Origin of the sequence: Paucilactobacillus kaifaensis (assembly GCF_005405145.1) — a bacterium.
Taxonomy (GTDB): Bacteria; Bacillota; Bacilli; order Lactobacillales; family Lactobacillaceae; genus Paucilactobacillus; species Paucilactobacillus kaifaensis.
The window spans coordinates 48,505-72,048 of the sequence record NZ_BJDM01000005.1 but is presented as its reverse complement, the minus strand read 5'-3'; the positions used below and the strand labels follow the sequence as shown (position 1 = coordinate 72,048).

Sequence of the window (23,544 nt, the reverse complement as noted above, 5' to 3'; positions counted from 1 at the left end):
TAAAAACACCTCCGAATAAATTTTACTTTTTTCGAACGTGCTTTTATATGTTTGTATCAAATTATAACTTCAGTTCCTATTGTCTGGTTTTTTATTATCATTCCTTTTCTATTTGGAAAACCAATTTGGGGAATTGATTCCGGAATTAGTTTTGTTTGGGTCGGAGTCTTATTTTTATTTGGGATTTTATTGCAGGAATCTAATTTTTTAGAGAACATAAGCAAAAAGATAAAAGTATTTCTATCTTTTATCTTTATACTAATACTTCCATTTTTACTAAAATTTTTTATTATATCTCAACCAGCTACTAACTTTCAAAATAAATTATATGCGAACTATTCAATGCCAATATTTATTCTTAGCGTTCTTATTTTTGGTATATTTATTGAGTCAAATCTAAAGTTAAAAATACCTTTTAAAAATAATCCATCAATCAACTGGTTTATATTGACTTCGTATTTCATAACTCAAGTCCCAGTAATAAATTATCAATTAACAACAAATTTTCACTTGAACTATAATTTTAGCAGCAAAAAATGGTTACTTGCACTGTTGCTTTTATCGTTTTCTATTCTAGCTATTACAGTTTTAACGACTTTATTTATTTCTTGGATATCTCGTATTTCATTTTTTAGCCGAATTATCACGCGCACTACGATAAAAGATATTAATTCGTTATCCAATTCACCCCAGATATTAACAAAAATACTTAAAGAAAATTGGCGAACAATACTAATTGCTGTACTCGGTTATATTATATCGTATATTCAAATATTAGTAATAACACTTTTGTATACTCCATTTAAAGTATCCATTTTCAAAAACATTATCAAGTTATCTTCGCAACAGCTACTTTTAAACACCATTATAGTTTATGTTTTATTTATATTTATTTATGGTATTATCAATCGCTATTGGTATTCCCTGACAATTATACTTGGATTTTCATCAATCGTAACTGTTGCTGAATTTTTAAAAATAAGACTACGCCAAGAACCGATCCTACCTTCTGATTTAGCAATGTTAACTGCAGTTGATGATTTATTAAAAATGGTTAATCCATTTACGATTTTTATCGTATTAATTGCTATTCTGATTTTGGCAATCACTGGATTCATTCTACAACACCATTTCGATAGCATGTATCATATAAACAGTCTCAAAAAGCGAATGTTAATGGTTATTTTACCAATAATATTTTTTTCTGGATCTTTTTTTGTATATCATTTTAAAAGCCTACCGAACATTATAATGGTTGGTTTCAATGTAAAATTTAGTACAATCGATCAAGGTCGCGAAGCCAGAAATAATGGGCCAATGATACAATTCATACAAAGTATGGATACCACAATTATGGAAAAACCAAATGGATATTCAAAAACTAAAATCAATGAAATAATGCGTAAATACAACCATAAGGCCATTACAATTAATAAAACACGAAAAAATAAGTTAACTAACCAAACGTTTATGTTTGTTCTAAGCGAAAGCTTCAGCAACCCAAATAGAGTGCCAAATCTGAAAGTTTCGCCAAACCCAATTCCATATTTATTAAGTTTAAAGAATAATTATAATTCAGGGTTAATGTTAAGTACTGGTTATGGTGGTGGGACTGCAAATATGGAATGGCAGTCGCTAACTGGTCTCTCTATAAGTAATTTATCATCAACCTTGGCAACCCCATACACTCAGTTAGTTCCCCAACAAGACATATCGCCTAATTTTACTAATCTGTTTAGCGAAAGTGAAGCTATACATCCATATAATGCTAGCCTTTATAATAGAATAAATGTCTTCAAAAAATTTGGTTTTGATAAATTTTTTTACCAAGGAAGTAGTCACAAATTATCATATCAAAATAAAATTGAAAAAAGCCCTTATATATCTGATACATCAGCATACGAGCAAGCACTAAAAACTATAAAGGCAAAAGACAGTGGGTCACAATTTATTCAATTATCTACAATGCAAAACCATATGCCATATAACAACTATTACAATAACAGTAAAAGATATAATGTAACTGGCAAGGCAATTTCAAAAAAACAAAAACAAAGCGTACAAACGTATTCTAAAGGACTCAACTACACTGATAAATCACTAGAAAAATTAATTGCAAAACTTGATAAAATCAAGCATCCTGTTACTATGGTCTGGTACGGAGATCATTTAGCTGCTTTATATGACAAAGATTCTATGAAAAAATATGGTATTAAGCTTCACGAGACAGATTATTTTATTTATAGTAATAAAACTCATAAAGCAACAAAAGTTAATAAATATGTTAGTCCTTATTCATTTTCAGCGCTTGCCTTAGAGTCTAGCAACACTAAAGTAACTCCTTATTACGCTTTAATTACTACAGTAACTGATGATTTACCAGCAATGACTATTGATCCTAGTCAGTCACAAACGAATAGTGTAAATGGGGCAAATATATTTATTTCTCAGTCTGGAAAAAAAGTAAAATCATCTTCACTCACAAAAAAGCAAAAACAAACTTTGCAAGATTATCGTTTGATACAGTACGATTTAACTGCAGGAAAGCAATATTCATCGCATTGGGCGCAAAAACAAATTAAATAAAAATGATTGTGATATCCACATAAGTAAAAAATGGTCGTTCGGAAAATAGCTTTTCTCCGAACGACCATTTTTAGTAACTGATCTAAATGTGCACCAGAAGATAGAACTGGCAACATTTTAATGTTGTGCTTTTTATGTTAAAATCTTTCATTTACCATGATTTAGTTTTCGCAACGGTAGCGCAATTAACGGCGCAATAATTGCAGCCAATATAATTTCAGCAATTCCATTAGTGACAAAGATTGCTGACAAAGCTTTAAATAAGTTATCAACGTTTACTCCATAAGCTTTTGCCACAGCTGGTGTATGGTAAAACAAGTAAATAAATCCCAATACTAAAACCGTGTTAGTTAGTGCCCCTATTATTGAAGCAATTACCATTGGCGCTGCCTTTGAATGCATCCATTTTGCTAACAACATGAACGTCCATCCGGCAAACAAACCGATAAAAATTCTGGGTACTACTGAAACTAATGGATTAACAAACACTAACGGTGCCAATGGGCTACTAGGAAATGTGAATGCTCGTACCCAAGTCAGTACGCCCCACACACCACCAACAATTGCGCCATCAACTGGCCCTAATACAATTGCTGCCACAATTACCGTAATGTGTAATGTTGTTAAACTTAATGGACCAATTGGAATGTTACCCAACATAGGGATAAAATCTTGTAATACAATAATTGCTGTAAGAATCCCTAAAATGCTTAGTCGATACGTTGAACGTTGTCGCATGGGAATGCCTCCGTTATTTTTTAGACGTGCTCACTGGGGCAGATGGTTAAGGGTAAGCTGGTAACGGTAAGCAAAAAGTCTAAAATCCAGACCTTTAAATCGCCGTCACCAGTTTATCCTACATCATCTTGGCACCCCAGCTCGCACTTTTTTCATACCGATAGTATACATTTTATCTTAAGTTTTGGAAAATAACTATGTTCATTTGGCAACATGAATGACGGTTATAGCTCAAAGGGTTATAATGAAACCATACAAGACGCAACTATGGAGTGATTTAAATTGACAGAATCTTTTCGAAGCGGTGTTCCAGTATGGGTTTACTATATTGACATTGACACCAAAGCAAACATTCAATTACCACAATTATTACGTGGCTTAATTGGCCAACATTATACTGCCACTCAGGTTAAATTTCACAACTTTAAATTTGTTGAAGCAGATTCCGATTATACCGGAACATTTGATGATCAGCCCCATACAATTCGAATGTATTATCGTCGTAAGGATTGGGCTGAAGTGCAGGAAGTTCATGATATGTTTTTAAAACTTAGTTCTCCTACTATGGTTTATGATATGGTCAACGGACTACCACGTAACACAACTTATCCTGCTGGAACTATTTTACATGCCTTTAAACGTGTCGCAACCTCAAACGGTAAGTTCTGGTATGAAATCGGGCCTGATCAGTGGGTTGAATATCGTCAGATGTCCATTTCAAAAAATCCTTATTCCGACCGAATGCCTAAATCAGAAGAACAAGAATTAGTCGTAACACCATTAAATAATATGCCTGGTCGCATTGACTACATTCCCAACAAAATGATTCAAGTTTACGACCAACCATACGGAAAAATCATTAATGAGTTAGAACATGATACTACGATTTCAATAACTGGTAAGGCCACCAATTCTGATGGCGTTGTCTGGTATGAAATCAACAAACGAGGCTTTGTTAACGGTACTTATGTTAAAACTGGTGCGTAACGCACGAACAGCTAAAGCTAAATCTGTTTGTTAACGGATTTAGCTTTTTTTGTAGGCTTTAAACTACTCACATGTTATAGTGAGTTGGTATATTTTCATGGGAGGGGACTAAATGAAATTATCAAAGATCCAGGCCAACTTGCTCTTGTTGTTCACTGCGATTATCTGGGGCGCAAGCTACATTGTTGTCAAACAAGCAACCAATGCTCAGATGCCAGCTGGATTGATTAATGCATTTCGTGGCTTAATTTTTGCATCTCTTGCCTATTTATTTTTTCATAAAACAATTAATAAAATGTCACGTCTCGATTTTCGGATTGGACTAATGGCGGGATTAATTAACTTTGTGGGATATCAAATTCAGACGATTGGTTTAAAATACACCACTCCCGGCAACAATGCATTCCTGACAGCAATTTATGTGGTGCTTGTTCCCTTTGTGGTATGGATTATGTTTCATCACAAACCTGAACTAAAAAGTTATCCTGCCATTGCATTATGCATCTTAGGCATGATGTTTTTAACTAATATTTTTGGCGTTGGTTTTCAATTAAAAATTGGTGATTTCCTGACAATTATCTCTTCATTTTTTTATGCTCTTCAGATTGTTTATTTCGGTTACACTGCCACTGATTCCAGTCCTTGGATTGTTGCTTTCATGCTCGGTGCCATTCAAGGAATCGCTGGCTTAATTTGGTCATTATTGTTTGAACGCGGATCTTACACTAGCATTAATTGGCAAGCCGCCATTGGCCCAATTATTATCTTAGGTATCTTTGCATCATTTGGTGCACAAACCATGCAAATTGTCGGGCAAAAATTTACCGATCCAACTCCTGCCGGTCTAATATTAATGACAGAATCAATGTTTGGTAGCTTCTTTTCTGTACTGTTTGGTTTCGAACCGTTCACAGCACATTTATTAATTGGTGGTGTATTGATCGTCGTTGCCATTTTGATTATGCAACTTAATTTACGTCAATTAATTTTTGGGAACAAACGATCCTCTTAGAATAGTAAGTGGCGCTAACCTGATTTGGACGTTATCGCTTTTTACCATTAAATATGATTTACTAGAACTTATTTAATTACGAGGAGCGTCTTAAAACATCGTTTCTTTACTTGCTGAAACGCGCAAATGAGGACAGAGACCTAGGGCTAAGACTATAAAAGCAAGGGAGAGTTCATAGTTCGAACTCTCCCTTGCTTTTATAGTCTTAGCCTACGGTATCTTAACGTCCTCATTTGCGCTCTGTTTTATAGTTTAGCCGTTAACTTAATATCCGGATATTTTCCCTTAAACCAGTTTTCCGCAAACTTATTTTCAAACAAGAACAATGGCTCACCTTGTCTGTCTTTTACCAAGATATTTCTTGATGATGCCATTTTTTCATCCAATTGCTCTGGATCAATCCAACGGGCAATCTTATGGCCCAGTGGTTCCATCACTACTTCTGAATTATATTCATTTTGCATTCTGAATTGGAACACTTCAAATTGAAGTTGACCGACAGCGCCAAGGATGTAGTCGCCAGTTGTATAGTTTTGATATAATTGCACGGCTCCTTCTTGTACCAGTTGGTCTATTCCCTTATGAAATGATTTTTGCTTCATCACATTTTTAGCGGCAACGTGCACAAATAATTCGGGAGTAAATTGTGGTAGCTTTTCGAATTGGATACTTTGCTTACCATTATAAATTGAATCTCCAATTTGGAAATTCCCTGTATCGTATAACCCGATGATGTCTCCTGCAACTGCCGTATCAACCACTTCACGAGTATCAGCCATGAACTGAGTAGAGTTAGATAATCTTACCGCCTTACCAGTTCGTTGCAATGTTACATCCATTCCCCGATCAAACTCTCCTGAACAGATTCGCACAAATGCAATTCGATCACGATGATTAGGATTCATATTAGCTTGAATTTTGAAAATAAAACCAGAGAATTCAGGATTTAATGGCTCGACGGTTTGATCGTCCGTTGTTTGGTGACTACTTGGTGCTGGTGCATATTTGAGATATGTTTCTAAGAAAGTTTGTACTCCAAAATTGGTAAGTGCCGAGCCAAAAAATACTGGTGTCATGTCACCGGTTGCTACCTTTGTTTCGTCAAATTCATTGCCAGCAGCTTCTAAAAGCTCTACTTCATCCAACGTATCCTGCCAAATGCTATCTTCTCGTAATGGGTTGTCTGCTGAAATTTGTCCTTGCTCATCTAATGGAATATATGGATTTTCAGGATTGACTGGATGAGCCAACACAACGCGCTGGTTATACCGATCATATAGTCCTTGCAATCCTCGTCCCATTCCGATTGGCCAGTTCATTGGGTAAGTTTCAATTTTTAAAACATCTTCCAATTCTGATAATAAATCAAGGGGTTCCCTTGCATCACGGTCAAACTTATTGATGAATGTAAAAATAGGAATTCCACGCATTTTACAAATTTGGAATAGTTTCTTAGTTTGTGGTTCGATTCCTTTAGCTCCATCAATTACCATGACTGCAGAGTCCACAGCCATTAATGTCCGGTAGGTGTCTTCAGAGAAATCCTCATGTCCAGGAGTATCCAAAATATTTATTCGCTTGCCTTGATAATCAAATTGCATTACCGAACTAGTAACGGAAATACCACGCTTCTTTTCAATTTCCATCCAGTCAGATTTAGCAAAATTACCAGATTTCTTGGCCTTGACCGTCCCTGCTTCGCGGACCACACCACCGAATAACAGCATTTGTTCTGTGATAGTTGTCTTACCTGCATCGGGGTGAGAAATAATCGCAAACGTGCGTCGTTTACTTACATCCTGTGCTAATTGTTCTGGTGTCTTCATTCGTTCGTCCCTTTCCAAAATCATTCTTTACTATCTTAATACACCGGCGGAGTAAAGTCTATTACGGGGTACGGGAAAACACGATTAAACTAGTGTCAGTACCTCTTTTTAAGATGTTTTCTATAAAAGCACCAAAAAAGCCGGCCAAAACAGTCGACTAGTGAATTTAAAATAAAGTTTTACTAACAATAATCATAAAAGTTAACAAAATAACAGAAGTGATCGTAGCGGCCAATAGCGCATTCCGGCCGCGGTGCAAAATGACGTTGAAATTAACGCTCATCCCCAAGGCTGCCATTGCCATTCCAAGAACTAAATAAGCTAATTTAACTAGCCAAGCTAGCACGCTTGCTCCGAGGGGCACAAAGGTTCCAATTACACTGGCAATGATAAAACCTAACATAAACCATGGTATGGGCAATTTTTGATGACCTGTGCTCTGACTACGGTTAATCTTTTTTTGGTACCAAATGCCAATAATTAATGCGGCTGGTGCCAACATTAATACCCGTGAAAGCTTAGTAATAATCGCGGTATCCAAACTAATTGGACCACCCGAACCGCCAGCTGCTACTGCATGAGCAATTTCGTGGAGAGAACCACCAGTCAGCACCCCAAATTGAGTCGGTGTCATATGCAGTAGCGGTTTAATTGCAATTTCAATCATTGTGAAAACAGTCCCCAATATTGCAACAATTGCCACTGCCAAAACTTCATCTTCTCGTTTCTGTTCTTCTTTGTCGGCTGAAACCTGTATCTGTGGAGAAATCCCCATCACAGCCGCTGCTCCACAAATTCCGGTTCCACTAGAAGCTAAAATTGCTAATTGCGAATCAACGCCCATTTTTCGGGCAATATTGTACCCAATGGTAATAGTTCCAGTCACAATTACCACTGCTAACAAAATTGTTTTAACTCCCGCATGGGCTAAGTCAACTAAGTTCAATTTGAAACCCAACAAAATAATACCAAACCGTAAAAACTTATTCGAAATGAACCCAATTCCAGCTTTTGCTCGTAAGATTGTTGGTTGATGGAACTGCATCAACATTCCCAAAATCAACGAGATTACAAGAGCCCCAATGATATTTAAATATGGCACCCCGCCTAATAATGTCCCTAGTATGGAACAAATTAGAGTTAACAGTACTGCCAAATAAAAGCTCCGCGTTTGTAATATTTTCATATTTTATCTCCCCACATTTCCATTCTTATGCACTATTATCGTAGCATGTTAATGGGATAAGTAAAAATTAGAATTTATTGCTATTAAATAAATTTTACTTATAATTGACTAAAAATGCATCAACATATCTACTTTGGAGGATTCATACATGTTAGACAGACGTTATAAGACATTATCCATTCTAGCAACTACTCTTTCATATACTAAAACGGCTCAACGGCTGTTCATTACTCAACCAGCCGTTTCACAACAAATTAGTAGCCTCGAACAAGACCTTGACATTAAACTAGTAACAAAAAACGGACCCCGCATTCAAATAACGGATGCTGGAACACAACTGGTCCAGTACGTTGACAGGGTCTCGTTAGAAAACCAAAACGTCCTGCAACGTTTAAAGACTAACTCTAATGAACAGACTATCAAAATCGGATCAACCTACTCACTAAGTATTTTTCTATTGCCCGAGCTAATCAAGAATTTATTACCTTCCAATACTAAAATACAAACAATAATTGACAACACCGACCAAGTTCTAGCTGCTTTACGGCAAGGTAAAATTGAATTTGGAATTGTTGAAGGCAATTTTGACAAAAATGAATTTGATGCCATTACCATTCGTAACGAAGATTTTATTGGTGTTGCTAACCCTGTTAACACCATTTCAACGCAGAAAGAACTTACAGTTACTGATTTGCTAAATGAAACTCTCTTAATTCGAGAAAGTGGTTCAGGTACACGAGATATTTTTGCCAACTGGCTTGCAACTCAAAATTATCAACTTGATGACTTTAACCGGCAAGTTGAAATAGCTAACCCAACAGCAATTATTCAGTTACTTAAAAATAACGTTGGGATTAGTTTTATGTACCGATCTTTGGTAATCAACGAATTAGCCAATGGTACCCTTACACAGCTATCAGTTGGAGGGTTTAAAATAAGTCATCCAATAAACATAATTTTTCTAAAAAATAGTTATTTCACCAAAGATTATGCAGTAATCGCAGCAAAATTAACCAAATAAATAGGCCGTAACTAAGGTTACATCCTATACATTTTTGTCATTCTTGATCTACATGTTCCAAATCATTTTTAATCTGTGTAGTGGAAACCCCATCTGTTCGTGGTAAATAAATCACTTTGGTATATTTTCTCAGATCATCAAACTGGCCAGCCCAGTCATTTCCCATTACAAGGGCATCAACATTGAATTTTTTTATATCGCTTGCTTTTTGTTCCCAGGACTCTTCTGGAATAACTATATCAACATATCTGATCGCTTCGAGCATCATCTTACGATCGGCAAACTTTGTATAGGCCCGCTTCCCTTTGCTAGCATTGAATTCATCGGTAGATAAACCAACAATCAATCGATCACCATAAGCGGCAGCACGCTGGAGCAATCTAATGTGCCCCTTATGTAATAAATCAAATGTACCGTACGTAATAATGGTTGTCATTATGATCACTCCCCTTTACTAGATTGAAACAATTTTACCACGTTCTAACAGATATAGGGATCAATACGCATTAGCCAATACTATGAAGTATTAATTCACAGTGGGCATTATTCTGTCAATTTGTCCTTAATTTCGTTACGTTGAGAAAAAGGAGATGATTTAATTGAACGCAAAGGTACTGAAAAAACTGATAATATTAATTGTCACCATAATTGGTGTCAATCTTGTTGGTAGTCTATCCGCTTTATTTGCTGGAGACATTGCAGCTAAATATGAAGATCTGACTAAACCCGTATTATCCCCACCTGCACCAACGTTTGTAATTGTGTGGCCAATTCTCTATACTTTAATTGGAATTAGTCTCTATTTCTTAATTACCAGTAAATCAAACCCAATCAAAAAAACTGTACTAATCTTGTTCACTCTACAGCTATTCGTCAATTTTATTTGGAGCATCATTTTCTTTGCCGGAAACGCATATTGGATTGGACTCATAGTGATTATTATGTTAGATATTTTGGTTAGTTATCTCATAGTATATGCTCGCCAAATTAATCGATTTGCTAGTTATCTATTGGTTCCTTATCTTATATGGATTATATTTGCGACTTACTTAAATTTAGGTACTGCAGTTTTGAATTAAATAACGCTAATATAATTATTAAACAATTCGTCAAAAAAATGCTCATTGTTGTTATATATTTATTAAATTAATTTAAGTCAAATTGACTTGTTCTGCTTAGTTTGGTAACTTAGACAGAGTTAAAACTAAAATTAAGAGGCAGACTAAAATGGATCATCAAGAAACTCGAGTAAGTAGGCATAATAAGCACCTTAACAATAAACCTAAATGGCACTGGATTAGATGGGTTGTTGCAATCGTTGCGCTGCTATTAGTGGCTGTTGGCGGTTATGAATATTATAAAATTCATTCTGCCGCTGAAGGGATCTTCAGTAGTGGTAATAATAAAATTAGTGAAAAACTGAAAAATGGTAAACCTGTTTCAGTATTGCTGATGGGATTAGATACTGGTGCTATCGGTCGAGGAAACTCAGGTGGTAATACTGATACACTTGAGTTAGTTACTGTTAATCCTAAAAAAGATACTATTACAATGACCAGTATTCCTCGCGATACCCTTGTAAAACTAAGTACCTCTAAGGGAACTGATTACGTTAAAATTAACGCTGCCTACTCAATTGGTGGTCCTAAGAAAACACAAAAAGCTGTCAGTGAATTATTAAATGTGCCAATTGATTACTATGCCATTGTTAACATGGGAGTGCTTGAAAAAGTTGTTAACGCAGTTGGCGGCGTTGATGTTAACAACCCATTTGCCTTTGACTACGAAGGCCACCATTTCAAAAAAGGTAAACAACACTTAAATGGTACTAATGCTCTGAAGTATTCACGGATGCGCTATGATGATCCAAACAATGATTATGGACGACAAAAGCGACAACAACAAATTATCAAGGCTGTTATTAAGGAACTTAAGTCTGCCAGCTCCGTTACAGCCATTAACACAATCTTAGATGCTGCTAAAAAGGGTGTGCGGACTAATGTTCCCATAAATGCCGTAGCAACCTTATACGCTAATTATCACTCTGCCATGAAGAACGTAAAAACATATCATTTTGAAGGTAAGAACGCAACAATTGATGGTACTTCCTTCCAAATTGCAGCTCCAAAAGAGATTAATCGTATTTCTAAATTAGTTCGTCATGCATTAGGACTTAAATTTACTAAAGTAACTAATAATGAAACTAAGCTCTATAACATGCAAACTAATTATGATGGTTATAACAATGTTGATTTCGTCTTGCCAAATGGTGCTTCGTATAATCAGGCTGGTAGCGGAACATCGACCAGTAGCTCAACATCCTCTGCCAGATCTAACTATTCAAGCTCTACCACTGGGAGTAGATCTACCTATGGTACAACTGGAACTTCTACTACCTCCAGATATAGCGGAACAACAGGAACTACTTCCACTGGTACAGCAGGCTACAGTAGTTCAACTGCCACTACTACAAACGAAACTAGTCCAACTACCGAATCTACAGCTGAAGCAACATTAACCAACTAATCGAATACATCAAAAAAAGAAGCCTTTAGGCTTCTTTTTTTGATTGTTCTGTTTTCTCATCACGACTAAGTTGATAAATACTCCAAAAATACTGAATCATAGTACGTACAACTGCATAGAATGGAATACAAAGTATCATTCCAGCAATTCCAGCAATATGTCCAGCAGCAAGTAATAACACGATTATAGTTAATGGATGAATTTTAAGAGTTTTACCAATAATGTTTGGATAAATGATGTTACCATCAACCTGTTGCACAACCACAACGACAACAATCACCCAAATGATCTTTTCTGGAGCCATTGTTAATGAAACCATTAATGCGGGTGCAATACCAATATATGGTCCGATATATGGAATGATATTGGCCATACCGGCAACAATCCCTAGCACAAGTGCTAACGGCTGACCAATCAGATAGTACCCAATTGTTGTAAACACTGCAACGAACAAACACTCTATCACTTGTCCAGAAATATATGATGATAGTGTTGCACTCATTCGTGTCAACAAACCCTTAATTTCATCTGCATGCCTTGTAGAAGCAAATTTTTGAATACTAGGTACCAACCGATGACCATCCTTTAGCATATAAAAAAGCATCACCGGAACAGTAATTGCAACCACCGTAACATCCGTAATTGTACTAATAATACTGCCAATGCTATTGGACAGGCCTTCTAAAAATAACTGTGCATAATTTCCTAACTGTGAATCAATTTTTTTCACGTAAGTACTGATGTCAATATCCTTCAAAAATGTACTATTAATCAAATCAGAAAGCGTACTTTGCATATTGGACGCAACATCCGGTAAACTTTTCACTAACTGCGAAATTTCATTAACAACCGGCGGAATTAATACTCCGATTCCTCCGATGATAATAAGGATTAGCAATAACACGACAATCAAACTGGCAAATGAACGATTTAATCTGAACTTTCCAATTTTTAATTTTGTCATCATCTTTACTAATGGATTCAACATGTAAAAAAGAAAACCTGCAATGATCAGTGGAACAAAAACTACAGATATAAATGTAAAAAATGGTTTAAAAATAAACTGGATCTTTGTTGATACAAATATTAATGCAGCTATTGCAAGTAGTTCTAATGTCCAAAATAACAGCCTATAATTACCAAAAGATTCTTTATTCATATTTTACTTAAGCTCCTACTCCTACAACTTCCAATTAATGCTTTAATTATAAACTAAAAAAAATCCTATGAAAGTTTATTTCATAAGAGTTTATATTTTATTAATACCAATGATGTGCTAACCAGAACTTTTTTGCATTTACCCAAGAACCATATCGACCTGAAACATAACCATCGGCAGCTTTTTCTTGGTTAACAACTGAGTAGTTACCATTTAAATAGTAATTTGAGTTAAGTTGATATCGCCCATAACACACCCCATTACGTGCAGTGTACGATCCACCTGATTCATGTAAAGAAATCCACTCTTTAGCAGCTAAATTCGAACCAGAAACATAACTGGTATACGATTCAATCATACCATTATGTTGATCCACATAATACGTTGATTGTTTACTCCTCACAACGCCACTTACCATTATCCCGCTCTTATTAAAAGTATACCCATTAATTTTAATATTTGTTTTCTTTAAATAAGAAGAAGAATCAAAATAATAATAACTACCTGCCCATTTCTGGACACCAGTTAAAATGCGACCATCTTTGCCAAATAAATAATAAGATCCCCAATTTGACTTGGCATAGCTATTATCTGCACGTAAATAAGTCTTATGATTGAAATAGTAATAGGTCCCGGCCCATTTCTGGACATCTGTCATTATTCGACCATCTTTGCCAAATAAGTACCAATCACCCCAATTTGATTTTACATATCGATTATCTACTCGCACATAAGAACTATGATCAAAATAATAATAGGTTCCGGCCCATTTCTGGACGTCAGATTGCCTTATCCCATTTTTAAACAAATACCAGTGACTTCCATCATTTAAATAGCCATTCGCTTTTTCGCCATTTTTATAAAAATAATTAATTCCAGAGTCGTCTTTCCAACCACTCAAAGCATTTACCCGTGGTGTACTCTCAGCACTAATTCGATCAATCACTTGTGGCTGTTTAGAGCTCATATATCCTTCTTTAGCTGCAGTTTCATTATTTTCAAGAGTTTCAGCATCAGTATCTCCCAAATCGGACTCATTTACTGCAGTACTACTTGACTGATCACTACTGCCAGACTCACTATTATCGTTACTATTATTACTTTCTGATATTATTGCATCAGAAGCATTAGAAACAGCAGTTTCATCTGAATCTCCAAAACCAATACTTTTTGCATTTGTGTTACTAGCAGTGTTTTTTTCTGAAATTACTGTTGTACTAGTGCTATCCGAATCACCAATCTGTTTTTGATCAGCACTAACTACTCCGGAAATGCTTAAACTAAATAAAGTAACTCCAGCGATTAAATAGTATTTATATGCTCTCAAATTATTAGATTTATTAATGTCCATGCTATCTCCTAAAATTAAATAAAAATTAAACTTTATCATTATTATGATAGCACTTAAAAAAGACATTATAGTTACATTTATATTTCAATAGCGTTTCAACAATTGAATTATCGATTGAAGGTGGCTTATTCTATATTTGATCTTTACTTTACTCAGTTCAACGTAAGTATTTCTAAGGGAAAATATTCTTTATGATTGGTATTTTTTTACATACTAACGTAAATACAATACATACAGCATAAATCAAAAAAGGAAAAATATAAATATGAAACCAGTCATTTTCATTAATAGAAAATAGTTTATCGAACAGTTTAATAAAAAAAGGGTGAACTAAATAAACTCCTAAATTAGTGCCTGCAATCATTGCTAATACTTTTGTCCACAATATATTAAAACTAATTTTATTAGCAAATCTTTTAATACCAACTAACAATCCAACTGAATATAAAAAAACTGTCGCTCCTGTGGTTGAGGTTATTTTTACATCAGGCCAAATTAATGCTGACACTACACAAATAATCAAAGCAATTAATCCCATAACCATAAACCAATTTTCCTGTTTAATACCGAAATAGTTTTTATGAATCAAGTATCCAATTAAAAAGTAGCCCAAATACGAAGAACTCAACAACGGTTGCGAAACGTTAGACAAGTCAATATTAATATTAAAAAGTCCATTAAAATACAATAAAACACCATTCACTATAAAATAAACACAAACTATCGCAAATAAAAGATTATTTTTTTTGCAATTGCCAATTGGGAAAAAATTGGTGTAACTAGATATAAAGCAATTATGACATAAAAAAACCAAAAAATATTATTAATATTATTTAAAATCATGCCTTGTATAAAATCAACTACACTGGGATCAGTATGTCTCATTGGGCCAGGATTAGCTGTCCAAAAAATATCAAAAACATACCATAAGATACTCCAGCAAATAAACGGAATTACAACTCTAAAGAACCTTTTTCTTAAAAACATAGAAGTAGACTGTCGATTACGATAATCCAATAACATTGCCCCTGATATCATAAAAAAAAGTAAAACTGCGGGAATAAATATAACTTGAATTAGTTTTGTTTGTAAATACAAATTGGTGCCACTTTTAATATAGAAAAAGGCTTGAGACGAGTGCAGTTCCAACACAAAAAAAGTTGCAATTATATTTGCAATATCAATATATATAAATCTATTTTTTCCCATATGAGTTTACTTCTCCCAACCGTTACTTAAGTTTAAACAAAAGAATATCGTTGTTTTTAAATTTTTTTACTTCATTGAAATTTTTTTTAAGTATAGTATACATAAATTTGTTCATTCGCTTGTTATTTTGATGATCCGATTCATAGACAATATTCGAAATTGCTATATATTTAGGTGGGTTCTTCTTCATTTTTCTTTCGAAATAAGACGAAAGATAACTATACTTTGTGTAATCTAGCGATGGTAAAACAAATAATTTTGAATTTGCAAAACGTTTACTTTGTAGATAAATATTAGCATCTATAGCATGTACGTATATTTCATCATTTCTATTGGTGTTACTCGCTATGTATGAAGAAACTTTTAAATAGCTTTCCTTAAATTCATAGCTACTTTTTGTTTCCAGATTAACATATGATATTTCCTGCTTAAATATTTGCACAAATGGAGTAATAAACGCGAGCATTATAATCATAGTAATTAAATTTAAATGTTTTAAATTAGTTAATTTTTCGTAAATAAAATTTAGAGCAAATAGAGAAAAAATAAATAAATATGGAAGTTCTGTAATCAAGTAATGATTATACTGTCTTCCAGACAGTATAACTGTTAGGAAATTTAAAACAGCTATAAAAAAAACAAGTAGATTATATACCTTGGCTTTTCGTGAAAAGCTTCTATATTCAATAATTAAGTATATTAAGTAAAAAGCAATTACAAATCCCACATTGTTATGTAAAAGCACATTAATAAAATACTTTGCGGTCGTATACTTTTCACTTAAAGAAGATCCAGCATAAGAAAAATTCAAAATGATGGAGCTACTAATCATTTGTTTTAAAGAATTAGTAACAATTCCATAAACCGCAACTATAACCGTAACACATAGTCCACCTAAAAAAATCCAAAAAGTCTGTCTACCTAACAAACTCTTTTTTATAGAAAAAAAACCAGCTACCAATAACGCAATACAACATACAACCCACAGCATAATCATGTTTGGTCGTATAAAAAAGGTTAATGCACCCAAAAAGCCAATCATAAAAAGACTAGTTGAACTTAAAGAACCATTTTGAAAAAAAAGTTTTGTAAATAGGTACAAGGCTATAATAATGAAAGTAAGTGCGTACTCTTCAGAATAATTTCCATATCCAAAAGTAATGGTAACTAACGGAGCCATTATAAAAAGAGAACAGACAAATACATGATCACTATTAATTAATAATTTAGATGTTTTATATAGAAAATAAAAATCCAGCACTAAAAAAATTATTTCGAAAATAAATAATCCGTGATTAAAGAAAATCGGATTAATAATATTAGCAAAAAAATTAATCATAAATAATATTGGACCTTTATGATCCAACATATCTGTATAAGGAACCAGACCGTGTTCGATTCCGCTTCCAAAATATAGAAACATTGATGAATCATGATATGGCATTATTTGAGCAAATGGATTTGATTGTAACGTTAATAAAATTAACAAAAAAATGATTAAAGTAACTATGATACAAAAAATCGAGCTAATTCTATGTTTATACATTCTTTAATACTCCTAGCATTTATTTACAACCGAAAATATTATTAATCAAATATTTTTTACTAGCTGGATACGGATAGATTTATTTTTTACTAACAAAATTTTTTAGTTGGGCAATAATCGGCGCTCCAGTAAAAAAAATACAGATTATATAAATAATCGAACCAATTATAACTTGAATTATTAAGTTAGTTAAATTCATGTGCATCATACTATTTAATCGATATACCACAATAAACATCACCCCACCACTCACAATATACTTCCATGTATACTTAAATAACTGTCGTCTTCGTATTGTTGTTCGGATAAAATAAATCTGCAATGCTGTAACTACGAATTCAGAAATAACAGTTGCCAATGCAGCTCCATTAGCACCAAAAACCTCAATTAAGAATAGATTGCAAACAATATTCACAGCAGCTCCAACAGCCACCGATGCTGTAAACTCCTTAACACGATTTACTGGCATTAAATATTGGGTTCCAGTTACATTACTCCATGCAATTAAAACAATAGCTGGAGATTCAATAAACATAATTTTTGCAGTTGGAGCAAACTCATTTCCCAAAAACCAAGGTGCAAAGCTAGTCGAAATAGCCGCTAATCCAAACATCATAGGTACGGCTAGTGCCGTAACAAAATCAAATGAATTATATAAACTTTGCCGTATTCCTCGGACGTCACCATCCGCAAACTTATGTGCAATATGTGGTAACATTACGGATCCTGTGGCAGTAACTACAGCTAAAACTAGCTTAGTTATCTTATCTGCATAATCAAATTGTCCAGCAGCAATAATGCTATCAAGTCGCCCCAACATAATGCGATTAACCACCAGATAAACCTGTGTGGTTATTGTTGGAATAAACAATAATAGTGCAGGATAAAAGTGTTTAAAAGGTCTTAGAATGCTAATTTTAATAAATTGAACACTCTCTTTAAGATAGGGCCAAAGAGTTAGGTTCCCAACAACTTGAGACATACCCAACAAAAGAATGTATCTTCCTAAATCATCTGGTCCTTTGACCAAAGCAAAAATAAGAGCAATGGAAACAATTTTAATTACAGCATTTCTTAAAACTGTTTTTTTAAAATCTTCCATTCCCATAAAATACCAAGACACGTCCAACCCTCCTGCAACAATCAAAAGTGATTGAATTAAGAAAAAAGGTCGTTGTGCATGGCTGAACCTAAAAAGAAAAATCAAAAAAACCACATAGGCAAACATAATTGTCAGTGCTTGTAGAATTTCTATTTCCCAAAAAATTTTAGATCTATCTAACTTATTATCCCTATGGTATGCAATTTCTCGATTACCATATAATGCAATTCCCATCTGTCCCAGCAAAAGAAAAAATGTAATCCAAGAATTAGTATAAGAATTTACACCAACTCCATGTGACCCCAAAACACGTGCTACATAAGGGACTGTTATCAACGGAGCAAGTAGAACTAAAATTTGATAACTCATATTATAAAGATAATTTTTTATAACTTTCATAATTTATTTATCACTAAACTCCCGTAGAACAGTAGTTAATGCTGCGTGAATTACCTGGTGCATATCGTAATAGCGATACTGACCTAGCCGTCCACCAAATACCACATTAGGAACTTGAGCAGCCAATTTATTATATTTTTTGTACAATCCATTATTTAAAGTATTATTAACGGGATAATAAGGCTCATCACCACGGTGCCAAGCTTGAGGATATTCACGTGTAACAATTGTTTTATTTTTATCACCTTGACCAAACTCAAAGTGCTTATGCTCAATAATACGTGTATACGGTGTATCATCATCTGTATAGTTAACAACTGCATTACCTTGATAGTTATTAATATTAAGCTCTTCAGTCTCAAAACGTAAGCTTCTATACTCTAGCTCGCCCAGCTGATAGTCAAAGAATTGATCTATCATTCCAGTAAAAATCACCTTGGGATATTCCTGTAAATATTCATCCTTGCGGTCAAAAAAATCAATACCTGTTTCAACATCAATGAGGTCACTTTTTAACATTTTTTCAACAATTTGCGTGTATCCGCCAATTGGAATTCCTTGATAAGTATCATTGAAATAATTATTATCATAAGTTAGTCGTACCGGTAAACGTCGAATAATAAAAGCAGGCAAATCGGTAGCCTTTTGTCCCCACTGCTTTTCCGTATAACCTTTAACTAATTTTTCATAAATGTCACGCCCAATCAAAGAAATAGCCTGTTCTTCAAGGTTGGTTGGCTCCTTGCCGGCCATTTCTTTACGTTGCTCCTCAATTTTAGCATGAGCTTCAGCAGGTGTAACTACTCCCCACATTTTATTAAACGTATTCATATTAAATGGCATGTTATATATCTCACCATGAAAGTTAGCTACTGGACTATTAGTATATCGGTTGAATTTAGCAAACTGATTAATATAATTCCAAATTTCTTCATTGCTTGTGTGAAATATGTGTGCACCATATTCGTGTACTTGGATGCCGCTAACTTCCTTTGTGTAAATGTTGCCAGCAATATGATCACGTTTTTCAATTACTTTGATCTTTTTGCCACGCTTAGCAGCCTCATAAGCAAATGTCGCACCAAATAATCCGGATCCAACCACTAAATAATCATAATTATTCACTATTCTTACCCCCAAACAACTGATTCTATTTATCAACAACTTCTATTTCTGGATTAAAAACAAATCCACGAAATAATCCTCTTATTAAGATACCACAACGTTTAACCTTGTGCTGAGAGTCGCTTCTAAATATTTTAAAAACCGTTAAAAGTGACTTTATAATATACTTTAAACTAGCTTTCAACCCTTGCTTACGACTGACGTAGTTAAGGTTACGATATCTATAATAGTACCTTTGTAATCTATCCTCAGAATCATTAATTATATCAACATTAATATTTTCTTTCATTTCATGAATAACTTTACTTGAAGCAATTAAATAATTTTCTCTTTCTTTGAAACAACGATTAATTCGGTCCGTATATTCCAAATCATCACCCCAAATAAAAAATTCAGTAATTGGAAATCCAACTTTAACTACAACATCCTTTGGAATAAAAACTGAAACAAACGAACATGTATCAATTTTAACAATTCCATTCTCAATGTAGTCACTCCATTTTCCTTCAGAGACCTTAGGAACATTCATTAAGCAAGCTGTGCCATCTTTCCATCTAACATTACTACAGAGAAATCCAAATTCTGGCAAACTATTTTTTTTATTCATAAAGCTTTCAATACAATTATTTTCTAATATTGAATCATCATCAAGTATCACAACAAAATCATCATTTAACTCTACATACTCTTTTAACCCAGCATTAAAGCCACCCGCGCCACCTATATTATTATCTAAAAAAACTGTAACAATGTTATTATAAGAACTTGCTATTTGGTTTAAATAATCTTGTGTGCCATCAGTACTGGCATTATCAACCACTACTAAATGTGAAAGTGGAAATGTTTGTGAATATAACTGACTAACGCATTTTTTTAAAAGATCTAATTTATTATAAGTCACTACAACAGCACAAACTTTATTACTTTGCATAATTTCACCTATTCTATTCGTTTATGTATACATAACCGAAATATGCCTACTTTTCAAATTTTGATTTAAAATCAAATTTGCTCTCTAACGCATATTTTATTTTTGTATCAATCTCTCCGTTTTTAGTCATTGGCGTATCATTAATGCAAATAATTTTATGCTTACTATCGTTCAAGTCCTTAATGATTTCATGTGTCTGGGTTTGTAAATAATATTTACCAAAATTAATTGATCCTGCTTTGAACTTTCCGGACTGTAATTGCCAATATCTAACAACCCAATCAGTTAAATCTGAACTTGCCCTAAATTTATGAGAAGATGTCTCTGACAACCATTTCTCTTCATATTCCCACACTATTTCAAACGAACTTTTTAAGTAAGATATTGGCATATGTGGATTATAGAATCCAGTTATACCATGCCAAGGAAGTGCTAAAAAAGAACGCAATAAACTCCTTCCATACTTAACGTTAAAAAAACTAAAAAAATTTGCCCTTATTCCAGACCACTTATTAAAATATTTGTTGATAACAATAGTGTTGTTTAAAATCATATGTGAAAAATCTTCAAAGCTAGGAATAACAGAGTAGATACCAATATCTACCGGTAAACCCTTTTTAGTAAAAAAATTACCTGGCTCAACTTGGTCATTTAAAATCATGTCATCATTAAATAAAATAAAATGTTCACTTAAATTTTTAATTCTAAAACTATTTAAAATAATTGCATTAGAACTAAATGTTGGTAACCACTGAGTTGGAATAAAATCCTCATGATTTACAATTGTTATTAATGGATATTTCACGTTAATCCAATCTGGAATCTGATGATCAGTTATCAAATAAATATGATTAACCCAAGGTGCAAATTTAAAAATCGATCTTAACACATATTTTAATGTGCCAGAATCACGATACTTTTCCACCCCATTTAATTCTTCTAGCGTTTCTTCACCTTCAATTTCATCATCGTTTTTAATTCTGTATTGATTCTTTTTTTCTAACCACGATCTATCTTCACCATTCACCCATGGTAGTACTATGTCAATTTTCATCATAAAATTCTCCTAACACGCTCGTATAAATTCCACAATAGCCGAAAGCCAAATAATCCAAAAAATGTTAAAAGATACACACTTAATCTATCTCTTAACATGCTCATGTGATTATTTAGAATGCTTTTTTTATTTTTATTTATGAACGCAACTAATTTCCGCTGTACATCATTTAATTCGGAATTTTCAACACTATTAAAAGTCTTAGTCAGCGTACTTATATATGAAAACGTGAGTCTCTCAGCAGTAGCATCTGACAAGGTTGGAAAAACACGGTCAACTTCAGTTTTCATCCGTTGAGTAACATCAATAAAATCCAGTTGTTTATCAGAAAAAGTGGTATTCGTAATTGATTCATCTCTAATCAAATAAAAATAGTTTGCTTCATTACCAACACATACATTCTGTGCTTTAATAACTAATTTGTAGATAGTAGCTAAATCTTCATATAATTTTCCTTCCGGAAATTTAATTGTCTCAAATAAACTTCTGTGAAACATTTTAGCCCATGCCGAAGTATCAAATCTTCTGTGATATAAAAGTCCCTCGATGAACCTATATGCAGAAACAACTTCATAATTAGTGGCATTATCAACGCCTAAACTTCTTCTATTACCTCTGACTATCAAGTGAGAACATGCAGACATTAAACAATCAGATTTTTCTATTAGTTTAATTAAATAAGACAAAAAATTAGGAGCAATTCTATCGTCAGGATCAATAAATGTGAAATATTTTCCAACGGCCAGATTGATTCCTGTATTCCTTGCAGAAGACAATCCTTGATTTTTTTGATGAACTACGTGTATAGATAATGGTGACTTTTTACAAATATTTTCACATAACGATCCACTACCATCCGTAGATCCATCATCGATCAACAAAACTTCAAAATTATCAAAATTTTGATTTTCTAGATCATTTATTATCTGTTGTAAAAATTTTTTTACATTATATACAGGAATGATAACACTAATTAATTCATTCATCTAAAGTTTACCTCAATGTATTAGTTTTCAGGTTTCTTTAAGATTCTAGTCAAAAATGAAATACCTTTTTTAATCCAGTGCTGACTTTCCATATGAACAAAATTAACTTCATAATAACTAAATTTATTTTTGTCCAACCATACATCTAATAATAGTTCACTTACAAATCCATACACTCTCTGTTCATACTTAGAATAAGAAGTTACATCTGTTTTATTTTCTAATTCAAATAAAATATCAAACATCCAGTCACAATACTCATCAAATTTAGCCCTCTTCATAAGAAACATATTGAACATATGTGCAGATTTTTTCTTCATAATCTTTTCAAAAGATCCCAAATATTCAGGATATTTCTCTTGAATTATTTTAGCTGCCATATCAAGCGGTTCCTTATGATGGGCATGAATATAGTGGTTGTAATTAGATTGAATGTAATAGTTTCTTTTCTTTGGAAGAATAATATCATGATTTTTAAATAGTTCATCAATCTGACTTCTGTTCAGAGTTGTATTAATATCTTTTTTCTTTGTCATACTCATATATCGCCTATAATGGTCGAGTCCTATAGCATCAGCCTTCAAATTTTTCCACGCCCAATAAATTGCTGTCAACTCATTAAAAGAACCATTTTTACTAGAAATATTGTCTCCAGTATTATCACCTATATATCCATCAATTTCATTACCGGAATGTAAATCCTTACCAACATATATTGGCAAATATAATTGTTTATCACTAGGCATTTTATACGGTTTATGCGCTGCAACTAAAATTTTAACATCCATATGGTAACC

Annotated in this window: 21 protein-coding genes; 6 read left to right on the top strand and 15 right to left on the bottom strand. The window is 33.5% G+C overall.

The window, feature by feature from the left end; translation table 11 throughout:
* The first annotated feature begins 51 nt into the window (after positions 1 to 51).
* Positions 52 to 2,586, top strand: a complete 2,535-nt coding sequence (locus FFM51_RS03965) for an LTA synthase family protein (RefSeq protein WP_137597335.1) — start codon at positions 52 to 54, stop codon at positions 2,584 to 2,586.
* A gap of 147 nt (positions 2,587 to 2,733) precedes the next feature.
* Here FFM51_RS03965 and FFM51_RS03960 read toward each other — a convergent pair whose 3' ends face one another.
* A complete protein-coding gene (locus FFM51_RS03960; RefSeq protein ID WP_137597334.1) occupies positions 2,734 to 3,324 on the bottom strand; it encodes an ECF transporter S component in 591 nt (196 codons plus the stop codon).
* A 282-nt stretch (positions 3,325 to 3,606) separates the two neighbouring features.
* On the opposite strand from FFM51_RS03960, the gene FFM51_RS03955 reads away from it, so the two are divergent.
* Positions 3,607 to 4,311, top strand: a complete 705-nt coding sequence (locus tag FFM51_RS03955) for a MucBP domain-containing protein (protein ID WP_137597333.1) — start codon at positions 3,607 to 3,609, stop codon at positions 4,309 to 4,311.
* 112 nt (positions 4,312 to 4,423) lie between these two features.
* Positions 4,424 to 5,323 (top strand): DMT family transporter, encoded by a 900-nt coding sequence (locus FFM51_RS03950; RefSeq protein ID WP_137597332.1) that lies wholly within the window; start codon positions 4,424 to 4,426, stop codon positions 5,321 to 5,323.
* A 245-nt stretch (positions 5,324 to 5,568) separates the two neighbouring features.
* Here FFM51_RS03950 and FFM51_RS03945 read toward each other — a convergent pair whose 3' ends face one another.
* Both FFM51_RS03945 and FFM51_RS03940 read right to left on the bottom strand, forming a co-directional pair.
* Positions 5,569 to 7,149, bottom strand: a complete 1,581-nt coding sequence (locus FFM51_RS03945; protein WP_137597341.1) for a peptide chain release factor 3 — start codon at positions 7,147 to 7,149, stop codon at positions 5,569 to 5,571.
* Positions 7,150 to 7,315: 166 nt separating this feature from the next.
* Entirely contained in the window at positions 7,316 to 8,335 is a 1,020-nt protein-coding gene (locus FFM51_RS03940) for a YeiH family protein (protein WP_137597331.1), read from the bottom strand.
* A 148-nt stretch (positions 8,336 to 8,483) separates the two neighbouring features.
* Between FFM51_RS03940 and FFM51_RS03935 the strand changes: the two genes are divergently transcribed.
* Positions 8,484 to 9,356 (top strand): LysR family transcriptional regulator, encoded by an 873-nt coding sequence (locus tag FFM51_RS03935; RefSeq protein WP_137597330.1) that lies wholly within the window; start codon positions 8,484 to 8,486, stop codon positions 9,354 to 9,356.
* A gap of 37 nt (positions 9,357 to 9,393) precedes the next feature.
* Here FFM51_RS03935 and tagD read toward each other — a convergent pair whose 3' ends face one another.
* The gene (tagD, locus tag FFM51_RS03930; RefSeq protein ID WP_137597329.1) at positions 9,394 to 9,792 is read right to left on the bottom strand and encodes a glycerol-3-phosphate cytidylyltransferase; all 399 of its coding nucleotides are present in this window, start codon (positions 9,790 to 9,792) and stop codon (positions 9,394 to 9,396) included.
* Positions 9,793 to 9,955: 163 nt separating this feature from the next.
* Between tagD and FFM51_RS03925 the strand changes: the two genes are divergently transcribed.
* Together FFM51_RS03925 and FFM51_RS03920 are read left to right on the top strand one after the other, a co-directional pair.
* Positions 9,956 to 10,435: a TspO/MBR family protein gene (locus tag FFM51_RS03925; protein WP_137597328.1), complete on the top strand. Its 480-nt coding sequence runs from the start codon at positions 9,956 to 9,958 to the stop codon at positions 10,433 to 10,435.
* Positions 10,436 to 10,583: 148 nt separating this feature from the next.
* Positions 10,584 to 11,882, top strand: a complete 1,299-nt coding sequence (locus tag FFM51_RS03920) for an LCP family protein (RefSeq protein ID WP_137597327.1) — start codon at positions 10,584 to 10,586, stop codon at positions 11,880 to 11,882.
* A gap of 25 nt (positions 11,883 to 11,907) precedes the next feature.
* Here FFM51_RS03920 and FFM51_RS03915 read toward each other — a convergent pair whose 3' ends face one another.
* The 11 genes from FFM51_RS03915 to FFM51_RS03865 all read right to left on the bottom strand — a co-directional run bounded on the left by FFM51_RS03915 (position 11,908) and on the right by FFM51_RS03865 (position 23,535).
* Positions 11,908 to 13,041 (bottom strand): AI-2E family transporter, encoded by a 1,134-nt coding sequence (locus FFM51_RS03915; protein WP_137597326.1) that lies wholly within the window; start codon positions 13,039 to 13,041, stop codon positions 11,908 to 11,910.
* A 100-nt stretch (positions 13,042 to 13,141) separates the two neighbouring features.
* Positions 13,142 to 14,392, bottom strand: a complete 1,251-nt coding sequence (locus tag FFM51_RS03910; RefSeq protein ID WP_137597325.1) for an aggregation-promoting factor C-terminal-like domain-containing protein — start codon at positions 14,390 to 14,392, stop codon at positions 13,142 to 13,144.
* A gap of 172 nt (positions 14,393 to 14,564) precedes the next feature.
* Positions 14,565 to 15,095, bottom strand: a complete 531-nt coding sequence (locus tag FFM51_RS03905; protein ID WP_349720519.1) for an acyltransferase family protein — start codon at positions 15,093 to 15,095, stop codon at positions 14,565 to 14,567.
* 17 nt (positions 15,096 to 15,112) lie between these two features.
* A complete protein-coding gene (locus tag FFM51_RS03900) occupies positions 15,113 to 15,601 on the bottom strand; it encodes an acyltransferase (protein WP_137597323.1) in 489 nt (162 codons plus the stop codon).
* A 22-nt stretch (positions 15,602 to 15,623) separates the two neighbouring features.
* The gene (locus FFM51_RS03895) at positions 15,624 to 17,147 is read right to left on the bottom strand and encodes a prepilin-type cleavage/methylation protein (RefSeq protein WP_137597322.1); all 1,524 of its coding nucleotides are present in this window, start codon (positions 17,145 to 17,147) and stop codon (positions 15,624 to 15,626) included.
* 79 nt (positions 17,148 to 17,226) lie between these two features.
* Positions 17,227 to 18,648 (bottom strand): flippase, encoded by a 1,422-nt coding sequence (locus FFM51_RS03890; RefSeq protein WP_137597321.1) that lies wholly within the window; start codon positions 18,646 to 18,648, stop codon positions 17,227 to 17,229.
* A 3-nt stretch (positions 18,649 to 18,651) separates the two neighbouring features.
* Positions 18,652 to 19,773 (bottom strand): UDP-galactopyranose mutase, encoded by a 1,122-nt coding sequence (glf, locus tag FFM51_RS03885; RefSeq protein ID WP_137597320.1) that lies wholly within the window; start codon positions 19,771 to 19,773, stop codon positions 18,652 to 18,654.
* Between the two features lie 25 nt (positions 19,774 to 19,798).
* Positions 19,799 to 20,704 carry a glycosyltransferase family 2 protein gene (locus tag FFM51_RS03880; RefSeq protein ID WP_137597319.1) on the bottom strand — a complete coding sequence of 302 codons (906 nt, stop codon included), beginning with the start codon at positions 20,702 to 20,704 and terminating at the stop codon, positions 19,799 to 19,801.
* Between the two features lie 46 nt (positions 20,705 to 20,750).
* The gene (locus FFM51_RS03875; protein ID WP_223875889.1) at positions 20,751 to 21,761 is read right to left on the bottom strand and encodes a Stealth CR1 domain-containing protein; all 1,011 of its coding nucleotides are present in this window, start codon (positions 21,759 to 21,761) and stop codon (positions 20,751 to 20,753) included.
* Positions 21,758 to 22,747, bottom strand: coding sequence for a glycosyltransferase family 2 protein (locus FFM51_RS03870; protein ID WP_137597318.1), 990 nt, complete (start codon positions 22,745 to 22,747; stop codon positions 21,758 to 21,760). Before FFM51_RS03870 ends, FFM51_RS03875 begins: the two co-directional genes overlap by 4 nt.
* A 20-nt stretch (positions 22,748 to 22,767) precedes the next feature.
* Entirely contained in the window at positions 22,768 to 23,535 is a 768-nt protein-coding gene (locus FFM51_RS03865) for a DUF4422 domain-containing protein (RefSeq protein WP_137597317.1), read from the bottom strand.
* Positions 23,536 to 23,544 lie beyond the last annotated feature (9 nt).